Below are 16,468 nucleotides of genomic sequence, written 5' to 3' on the forward strand. Positions count from 1 at the left end.
GTTCGCGTTTCGGCCGGCCGGCGTTTTCGGAAGCGGGATATTCCCCTAATTTTCTTGTCTTACCGGCACACCGAAATGATGCCGGGAGGCTTCCTTGCAAGCCGGCGCAGCTTGCCATCCGACAGTGTTAGGGCCTGCATTGACCCGGGACACTGCCATTCTCAACAAAATGGCAGACCATTGGCCATCCGTCGAGTCGCTGAAGTGTCGGCGACCGAAATCCGCGCGCGGCGGCCAAGGCCGTCATATGCGGATCGTGACCGATTTGGTCTTGGAGTAGCTGGCCAAGGCGATCAGCCCCTTCTCCCGGCCGATGCCGGAGCGTCGATTGCCGCCGAACGGCGTTTCTATCCCGCCGGCAAAATACTCGTTGACGTAGACCTGGCCCGCGTCGACTTCGCGCGCGGCGCGCAACGCCTTTGAAATGTCGCGGGTGAAGACGCCGGCGACCAGCGCGAGGTCCGTGCAGTTCGCCGCCGCGATCGCCTCGTCGACATCGTCGACGGGCTGCACGACGAGAACCGGTCCAAATATCTCTTCCTGCACCACCGGATCGTCCCATGCCATGCCATCGAGAATCGTCGGCTCGAAGAACCAGCCGCGGCCGGTAGCGGGATCGACCGTCGCGTTGCCGCCGGTCACGATTTCGACGCCCCGCGCCTTCGCGCCTTCGACATAACCGGCAATTTTCTTCAGGTGCTCGGCGGAACTGATGGCGCCGAAGTCGATGCCGTCCGCAAGTCCGTGACCGAGGCGCAGTGCCCTCACCCGCTTGCGCAGCCGCTCGATGAATTCGGTATGCAGCGCGCGTTCGATCACAAGGCGCGAGCCGGCCGAGCAGATCTGGCCGGCATTCTCGAAGATCGCTCCGGCCACATTCTCGACAGCAAGGCCGATGTCGCAGTCGGCAAGCACGATGTTCGGCGACTTGCCGCCGAGTTCCAGCGTCACGGATGCCACGTTGCGCGCCGCGGCCGCCATGACGCCAATGCCCGTCGCGGTCGAGCCGGTGAAGGTGATGTGGCGCACGCGTCTGTCGGCTGCCAGCGGCGCGCCGACGGCGGCGCCAGTCCCCGTTACGACATTGCAGGCACCAGCTGGAAGTCCGGCGCGATGCAACAGCTCCGCCAGGATGAGCGCCGTCATCGGAGTCTGCTCCGCCGGCTTGGCCACGACCGTGCATCCTGCCGCCAGCGCCGGCGCGATGCTGCGCGCCGCCGGCGAAAGCGGATAATTCCAGGGAATGATGTGCGCGCTCACGCCGACCGGTTCGTTGACCGAGAAGGACGTGTAGTTCTCCCCCAGCGGGAAGCTGCGCCCTTCGTTCTTGTCCGCGGCACCGGCATAGTAGTCGAAGGTTCGCGCGGCGCCGGCAACATCGCCGCGCGCTTCGGCGAGCGTCTTGCCGCTGTCCAGAACCTCGGCGATGGCCAGCCGCTCGGCGTCCTGGCGGACCAGCTCGGCCGCCCGCGACAAGACCTTGCCGCGTTCCCTCGGCAGCGCACGGCTCCAGACCGGAAAGGCGCGGGCCGCGCTGTCCACGGCACGCGCGACATCCTCGGCATCGCCGGCGGCAAACCGGGCGTGCGGGCTGGCGCTGCCAGGATCGCAGGTCTCCATCATGGCGCCAGCGGCGGCGGCCGCCCAGCCCCCATCGATGAAATGGCTGTCGGGCAAGCCAGCGAGCCGACCCGAAGATCGCGTCGCGCCAAGCATATCCATCAGTTCATTTCGCTCTTCTGATAGGCGGATCTGGCCAGCCACTCCGGGCAGATCTCGACGCCCCATCCGGGTTCGTCGGAGACGACGACCTGCCCATCCTCGACGCCGTAGGGCGATTTCACGAACAGGCCTTCCTGCCAGGGATAGTAATCCGGCCCCTCTATCGAGAATTCGAGATATTTGCCGGCGCCATCGATGGCGCGCAGCAAGTGCATCGTGAACAATGTGACCAGCCCGAGATTGGCCGAGTGCGGCGTGACCGGCAGTCCGGCAGCCTTCGCCATCCTGCACACCCGCATGGTACGGCTCATCCCCCCCAGATAGAGGATATCCGGCTGGACGATATCGACGGCGCGCATCTCGATCATGCGCCGCCAGGTAGCGATCTCGCAGTCCTGCTCGCCGCCGGTGACGGCGACGTCCAATGCGTCCGCCACCTCTTTGGTCTGCTCGAGCTCCCAGTAGAGGCACGGCTCCTCGAAATGCTCGATACCGTTGTCGGCAAGGATGGCGCCGACCTCGATCGCCCGCGCCGGCGAAAAGCCGCTGTTGGCGTCGACCAGAAGCGACACCGACGAGCCAAGCGCCTTGCGGATCGTCGGCACGATCTCCTCCGTGCGGCCGGGCCATTCGTCGACATCGTGGCCGTACTCGGCCGCGACGCGAAACTTGAAGGCGTCGAAACCGAACTCGCCCTGCAGTCGCTTGAACCGTTGGGCTTCGGCGTCCGGCGTGATATCGCGCTTCATCGAGGAGGCATAGGCACGCAGCTTGCCCGGCGTGCCGCCGAGAAGCTCGACCACCGGCTTGCCGGCCTGCTTGCCGCGGCAATCCCAGATCGCCGTGTCGAGCCCGCCCAGCGCGCGCTTCATGTACGAGCCGGGGAATTTGTGTTCGCGCTCGATCACCTTGTCGGTGAGCGCATCGACGTCGTCGAACTCGACGCCGAGCACCCATGGCGCCACCTGGCGGTGCAGCACCGCCGAGCTTATGTCGGCGTTGTAGGTCGATAGCTGGCCGATGCCTTGACCGCCGTCATCGGTGGTGATGCGAACGAAACCGATGTCGCGGGTCGTGAAAGTCTCGATGCAGTCGATACGCATGTGCCAGCCCGGTCGATCTCGATGCCTAGGTCTATCAACCTGACGGACCGCGCGTATAAGGTCCATTATCGAAAAATCCGCGAGCCGATATGGCTCGCCATCGATGGAGCGAGCGAAATGGTCAAACGGTCGGGGGGCGAATTGCTGTTTGCGATCGCCATCGATCGCGGCTCGACACGGTCAATCACCGCGCAGGTTTACAGCGCTGTGAAGCAGATGATCGTGTCGGGCGATCTGGCGGTCGGCAAGCGTCTGCCATCCAGCCGCACCTTTGCCAGGGAACTCGACGTGTCGCGCACGACGGCGATCGCCGTGTTCGAACGGCTGGCGGCGGAAGGCCTGATCGTGTCGCGCACCGGCTCGGGCTCGTTCGTGTCCGATGTCGCCGAGGCTCAGCGGCCCCGCGCCACGGTGACGGTGGGCAACGAACGCGCGGCCACGACAAAGCTGGCGGATCTTATCGCCGAAGCTTCGCCGCGCTTCTTCCAGCGGCTGTCGCACCCGCAGAAGCCACGCGCCTTCGTCACCGGAATGCCGGCGCTCGACGCGTTTCCGCTTTCCATCTGGTCGCGGCTGTCGGCCAAGCACTGGCGCGAGCCGCGCGACCTGATCATGGGCTATTCCGACCCGAATGGCTCGCCGCTGCTTCGGCAGGCGATCGCCGAGCATCTGCGCGCCAGCCGCGGCGTGGTCTGCGAGGCCGAGCAGATCTTCATCGTCAACGGCGCCCAGCAGGCATTCGACCTAATCGGCCGCGTGCTGCTCAACCGCGGTGATGCGGTGTGGTTCGAGAACCCCGGTGCGATCGGTGCGCGCAACTCGTTGATCGCCTGCGGCGCCACGATGGTCCCGGTTCCCGTCGATGCCGAAGGTCTGTGCGTGGACGCGGGACTGAGCATGGCGCCGGAATTCCGATTGGCGTTCGTGACCCCGTCGCACCAGCACCCTTTGGGCGTGGAGATGAGCCTGCAGCGCCGGGCGCACCTGTTGCGCGTCGTCAACGACCGCGATGCCTGGATCATCGAGGACGACTATGATGGCGAATTCCGTTACGATGGCCGGCCGTTGCCGACGCTGAAGAGCGCCGACCATGCCGAACGCGTGATCTATGTCGGCACATTCTCCAAGTCGATGTTCCCGTCGCTGCGGCTCGGCTTCTATGTCGCCCCGCAACCGCTGGTCGCGGTATTTCAGAGGGTTTCCGGCGCCTTCCTCCAGGGAGTCCCGTCAAGCGTCCAGGCGGTGATGGCGGCCTTCATCAACGAGGGCCATTTCTCGACTCATCTTCGCCGCATGCGCGATATCTATCGCGAAAGACATGAAGTTTTCCACGACGCGGCCGACCGGCTGCTCGGCGGCCTGCTCGACACGGCGCGGTCCCACGCCGGGTTTCACGTCGTTGCACGGTTTGCCCAGTCGGGGCACCAGGAAGATGCGGTGCAGGCGGCGGCGGAAGCCGCCGGCGTCTTCGTCTCCACGATCGGACGATTTTGCATCGACCCCGTCGCCGATCGGGGTCTCGTGCTCGGCGTCAGCGCCATCGACCCGCGCAGCATCCGCAAGGGGGTCGAGCTGCTGGCCGGCGTGCTGGAACAGTTATCGGTCAGGCGTGGTCTTCAAGCACCATCGCGGCGCCCTTCTCCGCCACCATGAACGTCGGCGCGTTGGTGTTGCCCGATGTCACCTGGGGGAACACCGAAGCGTCGATCACCCGCAGTCCCGACAGGCCGTGGACCTTGAGGCGATGGTCGACGACCGACGACCGCGGATCCGGACCCATGCGGCAGGTGCAGGATGCGTGGAAAATGCTGCCCGACCGGCGGCGGATGTCATCCGACAGCGCCTCGTCGGTCGTCACCGCAACGCCGGGCTTGAGCTCTTCCTCGATCAGCTCCGCCATCGCCGGCTGCGCCGCGATCTTGCGTATCAGCCGCACACCCGCCAGCATTTCCGCCATATCCGTTGGATGGGACAGATAGTTGGGGTCGATGACCGGGGCGGCGTCCGGGTCGGCCGAGGCGATGCGAATGCTGCCCCGGCTCCTTGGCCGGCAATGCGAGATGCCGATGAAAAAGCCCGGGAACGGGTCCGGCAGGGTCAGGCGCCGGACGCCCGGTGTCGGTTTGCTGTAGCTGACCGGGGAGAAGTAGAGCTGGGTGTCGACATAGTCGCGCGCGGGATCGGAGCGGACGAAGCCGCCGGCCTGGTTGACGCTGAGCGACAGCGGCCCGTCGCGGAACGCAAGATAACGCAGGCCCAGCATCAGGCGACCGGTCCACGACCGCAATTGACCGTTCAATGTCGGTTTGCGCGAGCGAAAAAGATAGTCGACACCGAGGTGGTCCTGCAGATGCTCGCCGACCGCCGGCAGGTCGTGGACGACAGGGATGCCCAGCCTTCGAAGCATCTCGCCGGCGCCAAGCCCTGAGCGCTGCATCAGGGTCGGCGAACCGACCGCCCCTGCCGAAAGGATCACCTCGCGACATGCCGTGGCCGTGTGTCTTGTGGCGCCCGCGGAATAGTCGACGCCGACGACCTTGCGACCGTCGAAAACAAGGTTGGTGACGACTGCACCCGTCACGAGCCGGAGATTATCGCGCTTCAATGCCGGGTGAAGGAATGCGGTCGCCGCGGACGCCCGCATGCCATTGCGCGTCGTGACCTGGTAGGTGGCGATACCTTCCTGCCGAGGCCCGTTGTAGTCCGGTGTCGCTGCAAAGCCCGCCTGCTCGGCCGCAGTAAGAAAGCCGTTGCACATGGGGTGCACGCCGCCGGCCATGTCGATCACGTCAAGCGGCCCGTCGGTGCCGCGCTCGACGCCCCCCTTGCCATGAAATCTTTCGAACGATTTGAAGTGGGGCAGAACATCTTCCCATCCCCAACCGGGGTTCCCGGCATCGCGCCAGTCATCGAAATCACGATGCTGTCCGCGCACGAAAACCATGGCGTTGATCGAACTCGAACCGCCCAGCAGCTTGCCGCGCGGAAAGTAGATGCTGCGGCCGGCCAGTGCCTCCTGCGCGCCCGACCAGAACATCCAGTTGACGCGCGGGTTGTAGAAGCTGTGGCCGTAGCCGATCGGCATGCGGACCATAAAACGGCGGTCGCTGCCGCCGGCCTCCACCAAAAGCACGCGATGCTTTCCGGATTTCGTCAGACGGTCGGCGAGCAGGCAACCGGCGGTGCCGGCGCCAACAATGATGAAGTCGAATTCCGCCAACGTCCGATTGCTCCCTTGCAACGTCCGTCTACATCAGGCAACGGCCGGTAAAAGCACCCATTGCGGCAAGACAGGCAGACCATTCCGGTCGCCGCGGCCGGAGAGATGGCGCATGGGCTTGCTGCCGAAGGCAGTTCAGGAGCGGCTCGGCCACACCTCAATCAAGATGACCATACGGTAGGTAACGTGCAAACTGCTGCTTGGCGAACCGTCCTGCGCACTGAGCCATCGATCGCCGGGACAAATCATCCTCGTCCACATGCGCGATATTCACGCCTGGGAGGCGGGCTTGCTTTGGTAGCCCTGCAACGGATTCGCACCAGCCTCAAGATATTGCGTGATTTCACTCAAGGGCATCGGCCTGCCAAACAAGTATCCCTGCTGGACGAAACACCCGCAGCTGGTCAACCTGAGCGCCTGGCTTTCGGTTTCAATGCCTTCTGCGATGATATCCAGGTCCAGGGCCTGTGCAAGTTGAACGATCGCTTTGACGACGGCTTCGGCCTGCCTGTCGGAACTGATGTCCCTGGCAAAGGAGCGATCGATCTTGATGACGTCCAATGGCAATCGCCTGATGTATGAAAGGCTTGAATAGCCCGCTCCGAAATCGTCGAGGGCAATTCGGATGCCGAGCGCACGAAAGTGTGAAAGCCGCTCCTCGGCCTGCTCGAAATCAATGAGCAGCAGGCTTTCCGTGATTTCAAGCTGAAGCGCCGAGGGCGGAAAGCGATGACGAGCCAACGTCGCGGCGATCTGCTCAACCACCGAGGGGGAACGCAAGTGGCGTGTCGATAGATTGATCGACACATAGTCGAGACACCCTTCACGGATGAGCGGATACATCTCCTCGCAGCAGCGGTCGATCATCGCCTGACCGAGTTCGACGATCAACGAACTTTCCTCGGCCAGCGGGATGAACAGCCCGGGAAGAATGAGCCCGCGCTGGGCATGCTGCCATCGTGCAAGCGCCTCCACCCCGATGATCCTGTTGCTCTGGGTGGAGATGATCGGCTGATACCAGGCCTCGATCTCTCGCGCCGCCACGGCGCTGCGCAGTTCTGCCTCCAGGCCTTGGCGGTGCTCGAGCTCGGCCGCCATCGTTTCGTCGAATTCCGTCCATGTCGAGCGCCCCGCCGACTTGGAACGATACAGAGCTATATCGGCGAAGCGCTGCAGCGTTGGCGAATCCGCGGCATTGCGGGGGAAGCTTGCAAAACCGACCGAGCAACTGACGATCAACTGCAGGCGGCCACAATCGATAGGCTTGCTCATGGCCTCCATGACCTTCGCGGCCATCTCGCGGGCACGTTCGCTATGAACTGGCGTCACGCAGATGACACCGAACTCATCGCCACCCAGCCGGCCGGCCACCTCCTGTTCCTTGCAGATTGCCCGCAACCGGTCCGCAACGCCCAGCAGCACTGCGTCTCCCACGGCGTGACCGTAATTGTCGTTGATCTCCTTGAACCGATCGAGGTCTACAAACAAAAGTTGTACCGACCCGCCCTGAAGCTGGGCCGCACGGATAGCCGCGTCCAGGTCGCGAGCGAAACTGAACCGGTTGGCGAGCGTGGTCAGAGGATCGCGCTCCGCGAGGAACATGGCCTGCTGGCGCGAGGCCTCCAGTTCGTGCGTGCGATCGAGGACGCGCATTTCGAGATCGTTGGCCAGCACAGTCAGGTGGTTGTTGGCGTTGTAGAGCTCAAGCGATTTCGCCTCGAGCAGCCATTCGGCCTCTTCGCGTGCTCGCCGTTCGCGTTGGAGACGCCGTTCGAGACGCGTAACGCGGTCCTCGGAATGATCCGTTTCCGAGAGCATTTAAGCTAACGCACCGGTCTTCCGGATCGAAAAACGAACGAATTTCTCGCCACCGATTTCATGGGAGCTTCGCTCTACCCGCACAGTCTCACCGTAGATATGAGCCGCTCCAAGAATGAGGCCTGAGGCAAGCGCCTCGAAGGGGCGGCTGCTGCGATAGTCAAGGTTCATTGCCTGCTGACCGACGCGCTCGGCCCGAAATTCGGGCAGCTCGGCATCTGGGTAGAGCTTACGCACCTCCACATGGATGTGCGTGTCGATGCTTTCGAGGAAATCAAAGAGGGTGGCTGCCGTCATGAAGAAGTCGGAGAACAAAGACTTGAAGCGCCCGATCAAATGCTGGCCGAATAAACCCAGCAACTCGTTTGCCGGCGTGTGGCTTTGCGCGGCCAATGTGGTGACGAGAGATTGCATCTCCTTGTGGTCATAAGTACCCACGGCGGTGTAGGCGCCGCCGCTCGGCAGATCGGAAGCCTCGATGAGGTCATCTACCGCATCCGCTCCATAGGTCTGTTCCACGAAGCCCAGCAGCTCGGTGAACACCATACCCTTCATGTTGTCCTCACTCCCCTAGTGGACGGCCCCGGTTCCGAGCTCGACAGCAGTATAGAATGTATAGTTAAGGGTATAATTAAGAATGAAAAAGCCTCGCCCATAAGTTGTATCGCTTCGTAGTGCGTGCGACGCAGAGGTCCAACACCCGTGATCCTGGCGCAAGATCAGGCACCATCGCTGGACGCGTCCCAACGTTCTATCCGACCTTGCCAATAGACGGTTTCCTTCCCGTCGATTTCCCAGGCGACCTCTCCGGCAAACGGAAGCCACATATTGCCGTGATGACGATAGTCGGAGAAACGGCCGCGCCATGGAGTTGGCAGGATTGGTGCCGTGGCCGAACGCGGCCTATCGGGCGCAAAGGCACCGGCAATCCTCCCGTCACTGTCGAGGCTGAGCGTGACTTCGGCCGCTGTCTCTCCCACGCCGGCGCTCACGGCCAGCCTGTCGGGCCCGTCGTCACGCCAGCGCAGGGCGGTATTGAAGAGAATAGCGTCGGGCGCCCAGGCAAGTTCTGCAAGGTATCGCATCAGCTCGCCGCGCATCAGCGCCGACGAGTGCTCGGCCCGGGCCAGCGGAACGATGCCGAGCGCCATGACATCCAACCGCCCCTGGCCGCCCTTCAACGCATCGCGCACCGAGATCATACCGAAGGGACCAAACCGTGCCCGCCAGTCGAAGGCACATGCGGACGTGGAGACTGTTTGTGTTGCGGAAAATGATATCCAGGACGTAGCGCCAAGCCGCTGTTTCATCCGTCCGGTTTGCATGAGCTTGACCGTCGTTCGGCTCATCTCGGGATTGGCGCCGAGCCGCAAGGCCATGTCAAAGACAGCGGCCGGCAACCGCTTCCTGATCAGAAGATCATCCTCAGCCATCATGCGGCCTTCCTCTATGTTGACGCATGGCTCCACCTCGCGAGCGTGGCCGCTATCCCGGCCACATAGAGGATCCCGAAGATCAGCTTGTTGTGACGCGCAAGCCATTCCGGAAGATAGATGTCGAAGTTATCGCGTCGATCGCCGGTGTAGCCCGCAGCGAGGGATGTGAGGGGGCACTGCCATCCGTTCAGGACCAGCACGAGCACCTCCACCAGGACGACGCCGATCGACAGCGCCGCGTGGAAAAAGTCGCCCCGCAAGGCAAACACCCAGATTGCAAGGATACACCCAACGAAAAAAGCCCAGACGACAGTGTGAATGGCTTTGATTGTCACCAGCCGTGCCGCCGATGAGGGCGGGCTCTGAACGGGTGCGTTCAAGATATGATTACACTTTCCGCTGGCCGGCGCGCCGAGAAGGGGAGTGCTGCTCCGTAGCCGAAGCGCATGACGAGGTCGGGACGTCGCCCGGGCAAGCCGACAAGCGTCGCCAGCTCCGGCCGCAGGCCAGCGACTTCGACGGGCTGATTGATGAAAGCGTGCTTGAGGCCGAGCGCGGTTGCCTGCAATGCGAAGCGCTGGCATGCGCGGCCTGCCAGGACCCAATGCTCGGGATCTTCCTTTTGGGCGACGAAGACGGCGACGCCGGCCGAAGAGGCGAGCTGTCGAGCGCATTTTTCGTTCTCGGCCTTGGCTTTGAAGACGAGATCGAACATGACCCGACCAAGCCATTCCGGAAGAGCGGGATTGCCGGTTGATGCGCTGAAGAGGCCGTCGCCAGTCACCATCGCCTGCCGGGGGCTGAAGCGCAGCCAGGTCTTCAGTTCCCGCACGAAGGCGGCGTTGGCGACCTGCGCATTGTTGCCCGCGACGACCAGGTCGCGCACGCGATCGATCCGTGGCCGATCCGTCATTAGAACGAGATCGACGCCGGGCACGGCCGCCGCAGCGGAAAGCGCCTGCAAATGGCCGCTACTGACGGCTTTGCCGTCATAGTCGCCACGTGTCGATTGCCGCTTCGGAATCGCATCGAACATTGCGGCCTCGACAGGCGACCCGCTGCCGAACGTGAACGTCACGGCACCGTCATTCGCCAGACTGAAACTGAGTTCGCCGGGCTTTCCGCACGCGCCGCCGGCGATTGCAAGGTTTTCCGCCGCGCAACCGAGGCTGGCTAAAAGATGATGATTGTCCGGGTCGACGATCGCGATCTGTCGCGCCATGTCGGGCAGGATTTCTATCCCGACATCACTGATCTTGAATTGCCACGGTTGGGTGTTGTGGCTGTTCGCCGCAAGCGTCGCGTAGCGGATCAGGTCGCTCATCCCCGGCGCTTGTTCCAAAGCTGAGCGGGTCGCGGCCACGGAGGCGTTGTATTCCGCCATCGACCCCATGTTTCGGAGCCCCAAACAGGTTGCTCCGACGCCTGCAACCATCAGGGCGCCCCCGCCAGCCAGATATTGCCGCCTGTTCATTTCGCAAAATCGACTGTGCTTGAGGAATTGGCGGACCATCGCCAGTCCCGGATCTCCGGCATGTCGACGCCGTGCTTTCGAATGTAGCGATCGTGCTCGACCAGCTTGTCGCGGATCGCTTGTTTGGCGTAGACGGCCGCCGCGCCAAGCCTGGGCACCCGGTCGATGACGTCGGCGACAAGATGAAAGCGGTCGAGCCTGTTGCGGACGACCATGTCGAAGGTGGTCGTCGTCGAGCCCTCTTCCTCGTAGCCACGAACGTGCATGTTGTCGTGATTGGTGCGCTTGTATGCCAGACGATGAATGAGCCAGGGATAGCCGTGATAGGCGAAGATCACCGGCTTGTCCTTGGTGAACAATGCGTCGAAATCGCTGTCCGTAAGACCATGCGGATGCTGGGACTTCGGCTGCAGGGTCATTAAGTCGACGACGTTGACGACCCGCACTTTCAGATCCGGAATGTAACCCCGAAGCAGGTCGACGGCGGCAAGCGTCTCGACGGTGGGCACATCGCCGGCGCAGGCCATCACCACGTCCGGTTCGCCGCCGCGGTCGTTGCTTGCCCATTCCCATATGCCGATGCCTTGCGTGCAGTGCTTGATTGCCGCATCCATGTCGAGCCACTGCGGCGCCGGCGCCTTGCCCGCGACGATGACGTTGATCCGATCCCAGCTGCGAAGGCAGTGGTCGGTGACATAGAGCAGCGTGTTGGCGTCCGGCGGCAGATAGACGCGGACGGTATCGGCCTTCTTGTTGACGACGTGGTCGATGAAGCCCGGGTCCTGATGGCTGAAGCCGTTGTGGTCCTGTTGCCAGACATGGGATGTGAGCAGGTAGTTCAAGGACGCGATCGGCTGCCGCCATGGCACGTCGCGCGAGGTCTTCAGCCATTTCGCATGCTGATTGAACATCGAATCGATGATGTGGATGAAGGCCTCGTAGCAGGAAAACAAGCCATGGCGTCCGGTCAGCAGATAGCCTTCGAGCCAACCCTGGCAGAGATGTTCGCTGAGTACTTCCATGACGCGTCCCGATGGCGCCAGATGATCGTCCTCCGATGTGGCGCTGGCATCCCAGGCGCGGTCGGTGACTTCAAAAAGTGCCTGGAGGCGGTTGGAGGCCGTCTCGTCGGGCCCGAAAACCCTGAAGTTGCGCGTCGCATCATTGGCCTTCATCACATCGCGCAGGAATGTGCCCATCACTCGCGTCGCCTCGGCCTGAACCTCGCCTGGAGACGCCACGGCAACCGCATAGGTGGTATAATCGGGTAGCCGCAGCGGGCGCTTCAGGGCGCCGCCATTGGCATGTGGATTGGCGCTCATGCGCCTGTTGCCGGCAGGTGCCAGTGCCGCGATCTCGGCCTGCAACCGTCCAGTCTCGTTGAACAATTCCTGCGGCCGGTAGCTGTGCAACCAGTCTTCCAGCAGTTTGAGATGCCCCGGCTTGGTCATGTCGCTGAACGGCACCTGGTGCGAACGCCAGGAGCCCTCGGTCTTGAGGCCATCGACTGTCTTCGGCCCGGTCCAGCCTTTGGGACTGCGCAGGACGATCATCGGCCAGCGCGGGCGCGCGGAGACGCCGGCTTTGCGTGCGTCATCCTGGATCTGTTTTATCCGTTGGAAGGCTTCTTCCATGGCCGCCGCCATCTTCTGGTGCATGATCTCCGGGTCCTCGCCTTCGACGAACAGCGGGTCGTAGCCGTAGCCGCGAAAGAGAGCCTCCAGTTCCTCTGGGGAAATGCGAGCCAGCACCGTCGGGTTGGCGATCTTGAAGCCGTTCAGGTGCAGGATCGGCAAAACCGCTCCGTCGGCCGCCGGATTGAGGAACTTGTTGGCATGCCATGATGCCGCCAGCGGGCCGGTTTCGGCTTCGCCGTCACCAACAACACAGGCAACGATCAGATCCGGATTGTCGAGGACGGCGCCGTGGGCATGCGCAAGCGAATAGCCGAGTTCGCCGCCTTCATGAATCGACCCGGGAGTTTCGGGCGCGGCATGGCTTGGAATGCCGCCCGGAAACGAGAATTGCCGCACAAAGCGGCGCAATCCGTCCTCGTCCCGGGAGATGTCGGGATAGAGCTCGCTGTAGGTGCCCTCAAGATAGGTGTTTGCGACGATACCTGGCGCGCCGTGGCCCGGACCGGCGATGAACAGGACGTCGAGATCCCTCGCCTTGATGACCCGGTTCAGATGGACATAGATGAAGTTCAGGCCGGGCGTCGTCCCCCAATGGCCGAGCAGGCGCGGCTTGACGTGCTCGAGTTTGAGAGGTTCGCGCAGGAGCGGATTGTCGAGGAGATAGACCTGTCCCACCGACAGGTAATTCGCCGCGCGCCACCAGGCGTGCATGAGCCTGAGCGTATTCGGCTCCAGAACAGTCGGTTCTGTCGCCCAACCCTGAAGTTTATGTGCTGCCATTGCGATGCTCCTGATGTCGTCAAGAATGAATGGGTCGCGCGTGGGTCTGGTCCGCGCGCGATGCCGGGCCGACGGCCAGAGGTCTCAACAGTTCCGTCGACACGAGGTAAGGGATGAGAATGACGCCGATGCCTGCCAGCATCGGCACGAAAGGCGCTTCGAAGCCAAATCCACGCCCCAGCGGCGTAAACGGCAGCGCCATGGCAACGACCAGTGCCACGAGTGAGGATGCTCCGAGCATATTGGGCAAGCCTGGCTTCGCCATCCGCCGAGCCCAGGCCATCGCCGCCGCAATGAGAGCCGTGGAAAGAAAATCCGGCGTGCGCGTCCAGAACGCAGCGAGATCGGAGCGTGTTTCCGGGACAGGCTTGTTCGCGAGATTGGCTGCCGAGATCATCAACGCGCCTTTGCTGCCTGGAAAACGGAACAGGTTTCCTCGGCTATGACTTGTTCTTCGTCGGTTGGAATGACGAGGACGGCGACCCTGGCGTCCGGCGCCTCGATCCGCGTCGCATTCGCGGCATTCGCCACGGGATCGATGGCAACACCGAGCCAGGAAAGATGGTCGCAGACGGCTGCTCGAATCTGGGACTGATGCTCACCGATACCGGCGGTGAAGACGATGCCGTCGAGCCCGCCCAGCGTGTTGGCGATTGCCGCCGTCTCGCGGGCGATGCGGAAGGCAAACATATCCAGTGCCTCGCGGGCAGCCGGTGCGTCGTTGCCGATCAGATCGCGGCTGTCGGCGCTGATGCCGGAAACGCCGAGCAGCCCGGAGCGGTGGTAGAGCATGTCCTCAACCGCCTCGATCGACAGGCCGCGTTGCTTCACAAGATGGATGAGCACGCCCGGATCGAGATCTCCGCAACGTGTTGCCATCGGAATGCCGTCCAGCGTCGAGAACCCCATGCTGGTGTCGCGGCTGACGCCGCCCTCAAGTCCGCACAGGCTTGCGCCGCTGCCCAGATGCGCCACGACGATGCGGCGGCTGGCGATGTTCGGCGCGACCTGCCCCAGTTGCGCGGCAATGTATTTGTACGAGAGGCCGTGAAAGCCATAGCGCTTGATGCCCTCGTCAAAGAGCGAACGCGGCAGCGCGAAGCGGCGCACGAGATCGGTCTGGCTGCGGTGGAAGGCGGTATCGAAGGATGCGACCTGCGGCAGGCCGGGCCGCAGATGCCGGATCGCCTTTATCAAGCGAACGCTCTGCGGCTGGTGCAGCGGCGCCAGGGGCACCAGCGCCTCGATCGCGGCGAGCGTCTCGTCGGTTATCGCCTCGGGACCCGCGAACCGGTCGCCGCCATGAACGACGCGGTGTCCAACAGCAGCCAGCGCCCTTACCGAAAAGTGCTGCGACAACCAACCGAGGGTTTCTTCGATGACGTCGTGCAGATCGTCGGAAACGGCCGCCTTGAGCGGAATATTGGCGACCGTCCGACCCTCCGTGATCTGAAGCGCCAGCGGCTGATGGCGTAGGTCGATGACACCTTTTCCAAGGCGATCCGGCACATCCGCCCTGATCGCGAACAGGCCGAGCTTGATCGTCGAGGATCCGGGATTGAATGTCAGCAGAACAGGATCGGTCATGGCAGGGTCTGATCACTGTTCTGCTCGCGCAGCGCGAACTTGCCATCAGCAACGGCTGGTAGACGATTTGGTTGCCCAACGGCGTCTCTGTCCGGTGACGCCCTCAGATGTGCGTTATGAAAAGCACATGGTAACCGCCAACGCTTTGATGCCGGTCAAAAAGATGCGCTTTCGTCACGGTGTGTTTGACCGTCCCTCTTCTTTGATCGCGATCAATGCCTACTGCGGGTGATCGACCTTAAGATTCTCGTCCAAACGAGAACCGCGATGCAATATATCAAGACCGATGGCGTGGGCGTCTGCCATGATGCCTGAGGGAATCGTCGAGCGATGGTTCATCGTCAATGGTGCGACGATCAGGGCTGGCGAGCGGATTGCCGAAATTCGCATAGAAGACGCGCTGCACGACATTGTCGCCCCGGCGGATGGGCGTGCGACGATTATCGCTGTGGTGAACGATATTATCGAACCCGGTTCAGTCCTGGCGACGCTGGAGACGATGCGGCCTGACTGAAGTCGCTCCGTTCGAAAACACAAGGGATGCTCGAAAACCAGGAGATCGCACCAATGCAGATCCGCACGCTTACCGCCTTGGAATGTGCGAAATTGCTGACGGCCAATCATGTTGGTCGCCTGGCATGCGCGAAGGCGAAGGGCGGGGTTGGCAAAGCGTGGTTGTCGATGGCCGCTACGAAGAACTGCCGGACCGCGTCGGCCACAGGCTGGAACGCGACCATGCATGGTCGCTGCTCAGCAAGCACTCCGACTGGTGGGAGCCGGGCGCGCTTAAGCCGGTCGTGCCTCCGGTGGCGGACAGCGCACCGCATGTGTTCTTCCGGATGCTAATTGTGGCCGTCTCCGGCCGAGAGGCCAAGGATTAGCTGTTTTTGCTCGGCGGCAATTGAAAGGCCGCTTCCTGTTATCGCGAGCGGCATCTCGGCACTCTAAGTAATTTCCCTTAGGGGCATAACCGAATTTCGCGAAGTGCGGATTGCGCCCATTGCTGGTTCATTGAATTGAACGGGAGACAGCGATGCTCGCCTACACCACGTCCAGGACCGCGGTTCCACTGCAGCCTTCGGATCCCCTCCATCCCGCCCTTTCACTTTCGTTCGCACCAACGCAACCGCAACCCTGCAGCTTCTTTCCCGCCGGGGCGGAGATTTACGCCCAAGGGGAAAACGCCGGCAGTCTCTATCAGGTCGAGTTCGGCGCCGTTCGCGTCTATCGCCTGCTGGCCGACGGCCGCAGGCAGATCAGCGCTTTCCATCTGTCGGGAGAAATATTCGGCTTCGAGGCGGATGCCACGCACCACTTCTTCGCCGAGGCGATCTGCGGCACAGGCATTCGTTCAATCCGCCTCGCGACCGGCGTCGACATGTCCCGCGAGCTTCTGCCTCTCGCACTGCGTGGCTTGATCAGGGCTCAGGAGCATCTCCTGGTGCTCGGTCGGCAAAATGCCATCGAGCGCGTCGCGGCATTCCTTGTCGATATGGCGGAACGCCAGGGCGGACTCAGCCACGTCGAGCTTCCCATGTCCCGCACCGACATCGGCGACTATCTAGGCCTGACCATCGAGACAGTGTCGCGCATCTTTTCGAAGCTCAAGGAGACAGGCATCATCAGGCTTCCGTCCTTGCGCACCGTTGAAATCGCGAAATGGGATGCCTTGCATGGCATGGGCGAATAGT

At 62.7% G+C, this 16,468-nt stretch carries 15 protein-coding genes and 1 pseudogene; 5 read left to right on the forward strand and 11 right to left on the reverse strand.

Annotated features, from left to right (window positions below; translation table 11 throughout):
• Window positions 1–243: 243 nt before the first annotated feature.
• Both HGP13_RS29425 and HGP13_RS29430 read right to left on the reverse strand, forming a co-directional pair.
• Window positions 244–1,722: an aldehyde dehydrogenase family protein gene (locus HGP13_RS29425; RefSeq protein WP_172232352.1), complete on the reverse strand. Its 1,479-nt coding sequence runs from the start codon at window positions 1,720–1,722 to the stop codon at window positions 244–246.
• Window positions 1,722–2,825 carry a mandelate racemase/muconate lactonizing enzyme family protein gene (locus HGP13_RS29430; protein ID WP_172232355.1) on the reverse strand — a complete coding sequence of 368 codons (1,104 nt, stop codon included), beginning with the start codon at window positions 2,823–2,825 and terminating at the stop codon, window positions 1,722–1,724. Before HGP13_RS29430 ends, HGP13_RS29425 begins: the two co-directional genes overlap by 1 nt.
• 117 nt (window positions 2,826–2,942) lie before the next feature.
• Here HGP13_RS29430 and HGP13_RS29435 point away from each other — a divergent pair, with 117 nt between their 5' ends.
• On the forward strand, window positions 2,943–4,478 hold the full coding sequence (locus HGP13_RS29435) for a PLP-dependent aminotransferase family protein (protein WP_172232358.1): 1,536 nt from the start codon (window positions 2,943–2,945) through the stop codon (window positions 4,476–4,478).
• On the opposite strand, the gene HGP13_RS29440 is transcribed toward HGP13_RS29435, so the two are convergent.
• From HGP13_RS29440 to HGP13_RS29480, 9 genes are all read right to left on the reverse strand, one after another.
• Complete coding sequence (locus tag HGP13_RS29440) at window positions 4,429–6,045, reverse strand: GMC family oxidoreductase N-terminal domain-containing protein (RefSeq protein ID WP_172232361.1); 1,617 nt, start codon at window positions 6,043–6,045, stop codon at window positions 4,429–4,431. The genes HGP13_RS29435 and HGP13_RS29440 overlap by 50 nt on opposite strands.
• Before the next feature lie 270 nt (window positions 6,046–6,315).
• Window positions 6,316–7,863 (reverse strand): EAL domain-containing protein, encoded by a 1,548-nt coding sequence (locus HGP13_RS29445; protein ID WP_172232364.1) that lies wholly within the window; start codon window positions 7,861–7,863, stop codon window positions 6,316–6,318.
• The gene (locus tag HGP13_RS29450) at window positions 7,864–8,418 is read right to left on the reverse strand and encodes a heme NO-binding domain-containing protein (RefSeq protein WP_172232367.1); all 555 of its coding nucleotides are present in this window, start codon (window positions 8,416–8,418) and stop codon (window positions 7,864–7,866) included. It lies immediately after the preceding gene.
• A 164-nt stretch (window positions 8,419–8,582) separates the two neighbouring features.
• On the reverse strand, window positions 8,583–9,404 hold the full coding sequence (locus tag HGP13_RS29455) for a DUF6544 family protein (RefSeq protein WP_348648950.1): 822 nt from the start codon (window positions 9,402–9,404) through the stop codon (window positions 8,583–8,585).
• Window positions 9,311–9,679: a hypothetical protein gene (locus tag HGP13_RS29460; protein ID WP_348647100.1), complete on the reverse strand. Its 369-nt coding sequence runs from the start codon at window positions 9,677–9,679 to the stop codon at window positions 9,311–9,313. Before HGP13_RS29460 ends, HGP13_RS29455 begins: the two co-directional genes overlap by 94 nt.
• Window positions 9,676–10,812 carry a nitroreductase family protein gene (locus HGP13_RS29465; RefSeq protein WP_348648951.1) on the reverse strand — a complete coding sequence of 379 codons (1,137 nt, stop codon included), beginning with the start codon at window positions 10,810–10,812 and terminating at the stop codon, window positions 9,676–9,678. The genes HGP13_RS29460 and HGP13_RS29465 overlap by 4 nt, the downstream gene beginning before the upstream one ends.
• A complete protein-coding gene (locus tag HGP13_RS29470; RefSeq protein ID WP_246707476.1) occupies window positions 10,770–13,121 on the reverse strand; it encodes a phosphoketolase family protein in 2,352 nt (783 codons plus the stop codon). The genes HGP13_RS29465 and HGP13_RS29470 overlap by 43 nt, the downstream gene beginning before the upstream one ends.
• Before the next feature lie 88 nt (window positions 13,122–13,209).
• The gene (locus HGP13_RS29475; RefSeq protein ID WP_172232376.1) at window positions 13,210–13,587 is read right to left on the reverse strand and encodes a hypothetical protein; all 378 of its coding nucleotides are present in this window, start codon (window positions 13,585–13,587) and stop codon (window positions 13,210–13,212) included.
• Entirely contained in the window at window positions 13,587–14,777 is a 1,191-nt protein-coding gene (locus HGP13_RS29480) for an acetate/propionate family kinase (protein WP_172232379.1), read from the reverse strand. The genes HGP13_RS29475 and HGP13_RS29480 overlap by 1 nt, the downstream gene beginning before the upstream one ends.
• Between HGP13_RS29480 and HGP13_RS29485 the strand changes: the two genes are divergently transcribed.
• The 4 genes and pseudogenes from HGP13_RS29485 to HGP13_RS29500 all read left to right on the forward strand — a co-directional run bounded on the left by HGP13_RS29485 (window position 14,776) and on the right by HGP13_RS29500 (window position 16,467).
• On the forward strand, window positions 14,776–15,009 hold the full coding sequence (locus HGP13_RS29485; protein ID WP_172232382.1) for a hypothetical protein: 234 nt from the start codon (window positions 14,776–14,778) through the stop codon (window positions 15,007–15,009). The two genes, HGP13_RS29480 and HGP13_RS29485, sit on opposite strands and share 2 nt — an antisense overlap.
• A 72-nt stretch (window positions 15,010–15,081) precedes the next feature.
• A complete protein-coding gene (locus HGP13_RS29490; protein WP_246707154.1) occupies window positions 15,082–15,291 on the forward strand; it encodes a biotin/lipoyl-containing protein in 210 nt (69 codons plus the stop codon).
• Window positions 15,292–15,344: 53 nt separating this feature from the next.
• Window positions 15,345–15,658 (forward strand): annotated as a pseudogene (locus tag HGP13_RS29495) (pyridoxamine 5'-phosphate oxidase family protein).
• Between the two features lie 152 nt (window positions 15,659–15,810).
• Window positions 15,811–16,467 carry a helix-turn-helix domain-containing protein gene (locus HGP13_RS29500; RefSeq protein WP_172232389.1) on the forward strand — a complete coding sequence of 219 codons (657 nt, stop codon included), beginning with the start codon at window positions 15,811–15,813 and terminating at the stop codon, window positions 16,465–16,467.
• Window position 16,468: the final 1 nt, after the last annotated feature.

Origin of the sequence: Mesorhizobium sp. NZP2077, from assembly GCF_013170805.1 — a bacterium.
Classification (GTDB): domain Bacteria; phylum Pseudomonadota; class Alphaproteobacteria; order Rhizobiales; family Rhizobiaceae; genus Mesorhizobium.

Bases quoted from the DNA above. Each gene is read 5' to 3' on its own strand.
- HGP13_RS29425 (WP_172232352.1), bottom strand. From the start codon at position 1,722: ATGGATATGCTTGGCGCGACGCGATCTTCGGGTCGGCTCGCTGGCTTG.
- HGP13_RS29430 (WP_172232355.1), bottom strand. From the start codon at position 2,825: ATGCGTATCGACTGCATCGAGACTTTCACGACCCGCGACATCGGTTTC.
- HGP13_RS29435 (WP_172232358.1), top strand. From the start codon at position 2,943: ATGGTCAAACGGTCGGGGGGCGAATTGCTGTTTGCGATCGCCATCGAT.
- HGP13_RS29445 (WP_172232364.1), bottom strand. From the start codon at position 7,863: ATGCTCTCGGAAACGGATCATTCCGAGGACCGCGTTACGCGTCTCGAA.
- HGP13_RS29450 (WP_172232367.1), bottom strand. From the start codon at position 8,418: ATGAAGGGTATGGTGTTCACCGAGCTGCTGGGCTTCGTGGAACAGACC.
- HGP13_RS29455 (WP_348648950.1), bottom strand. From the start codon at position 9,404: ATGGCTTGCGCGTCACAACAAGCTGATCTTCGGGATCCTCTATGTGGC.
- HGP13_RS29465 (WP_348648951.1), bottom strand. From the start codon at position 10,812: ATGGTCCGCCAATTCCTCAAGCACAGTCGATTTTGCGAAATGAACAGG.
- HGP13_RS29470 (WP_246707476.1), bottom strand. From the start codon at position 13,121: ATGCACGCCTGGTGGCGCGCGGCGAATTACCTGTCGGTGGGACAGGTC.
- HGP13_RS29475 (WP_172232376.1), bottom strand. From the start codon at position 13,587: ATGATCTCGGCAGCCAATCTCGCGAACAAGCCTGTCCCGGAAACACGC.
- HGP13_RS29485 (WP_172232382.1), top strand. From the start codon at position 14,776: ATGGCAGGGTCTGATCACTGTTCTGCTCGCGCAGCGCGAACTTGCCAT.
- HGP13_RS29480 (WP_172232379.1), bottom strand. From the start codon at position 14,777: ATGACCGATCCTGTTCTGCTGACATTCAATCCCGGATCCTCGACGATC.
- HGP13_RS29490 (WP_246707154.1), top strand. From the start codon at position 15,082: ATGATGCCTGAGGGAATCGTCGAGCGATGGTTCATCGTCAATGGTGCG.
- HGP13_RS29500 (WP_172232389.1), top strand. From the start codon at position 15,811: ATGCTCGCCTACACCACGTCCAGGACCGCGGTTCCACTGCAGCCTTCG.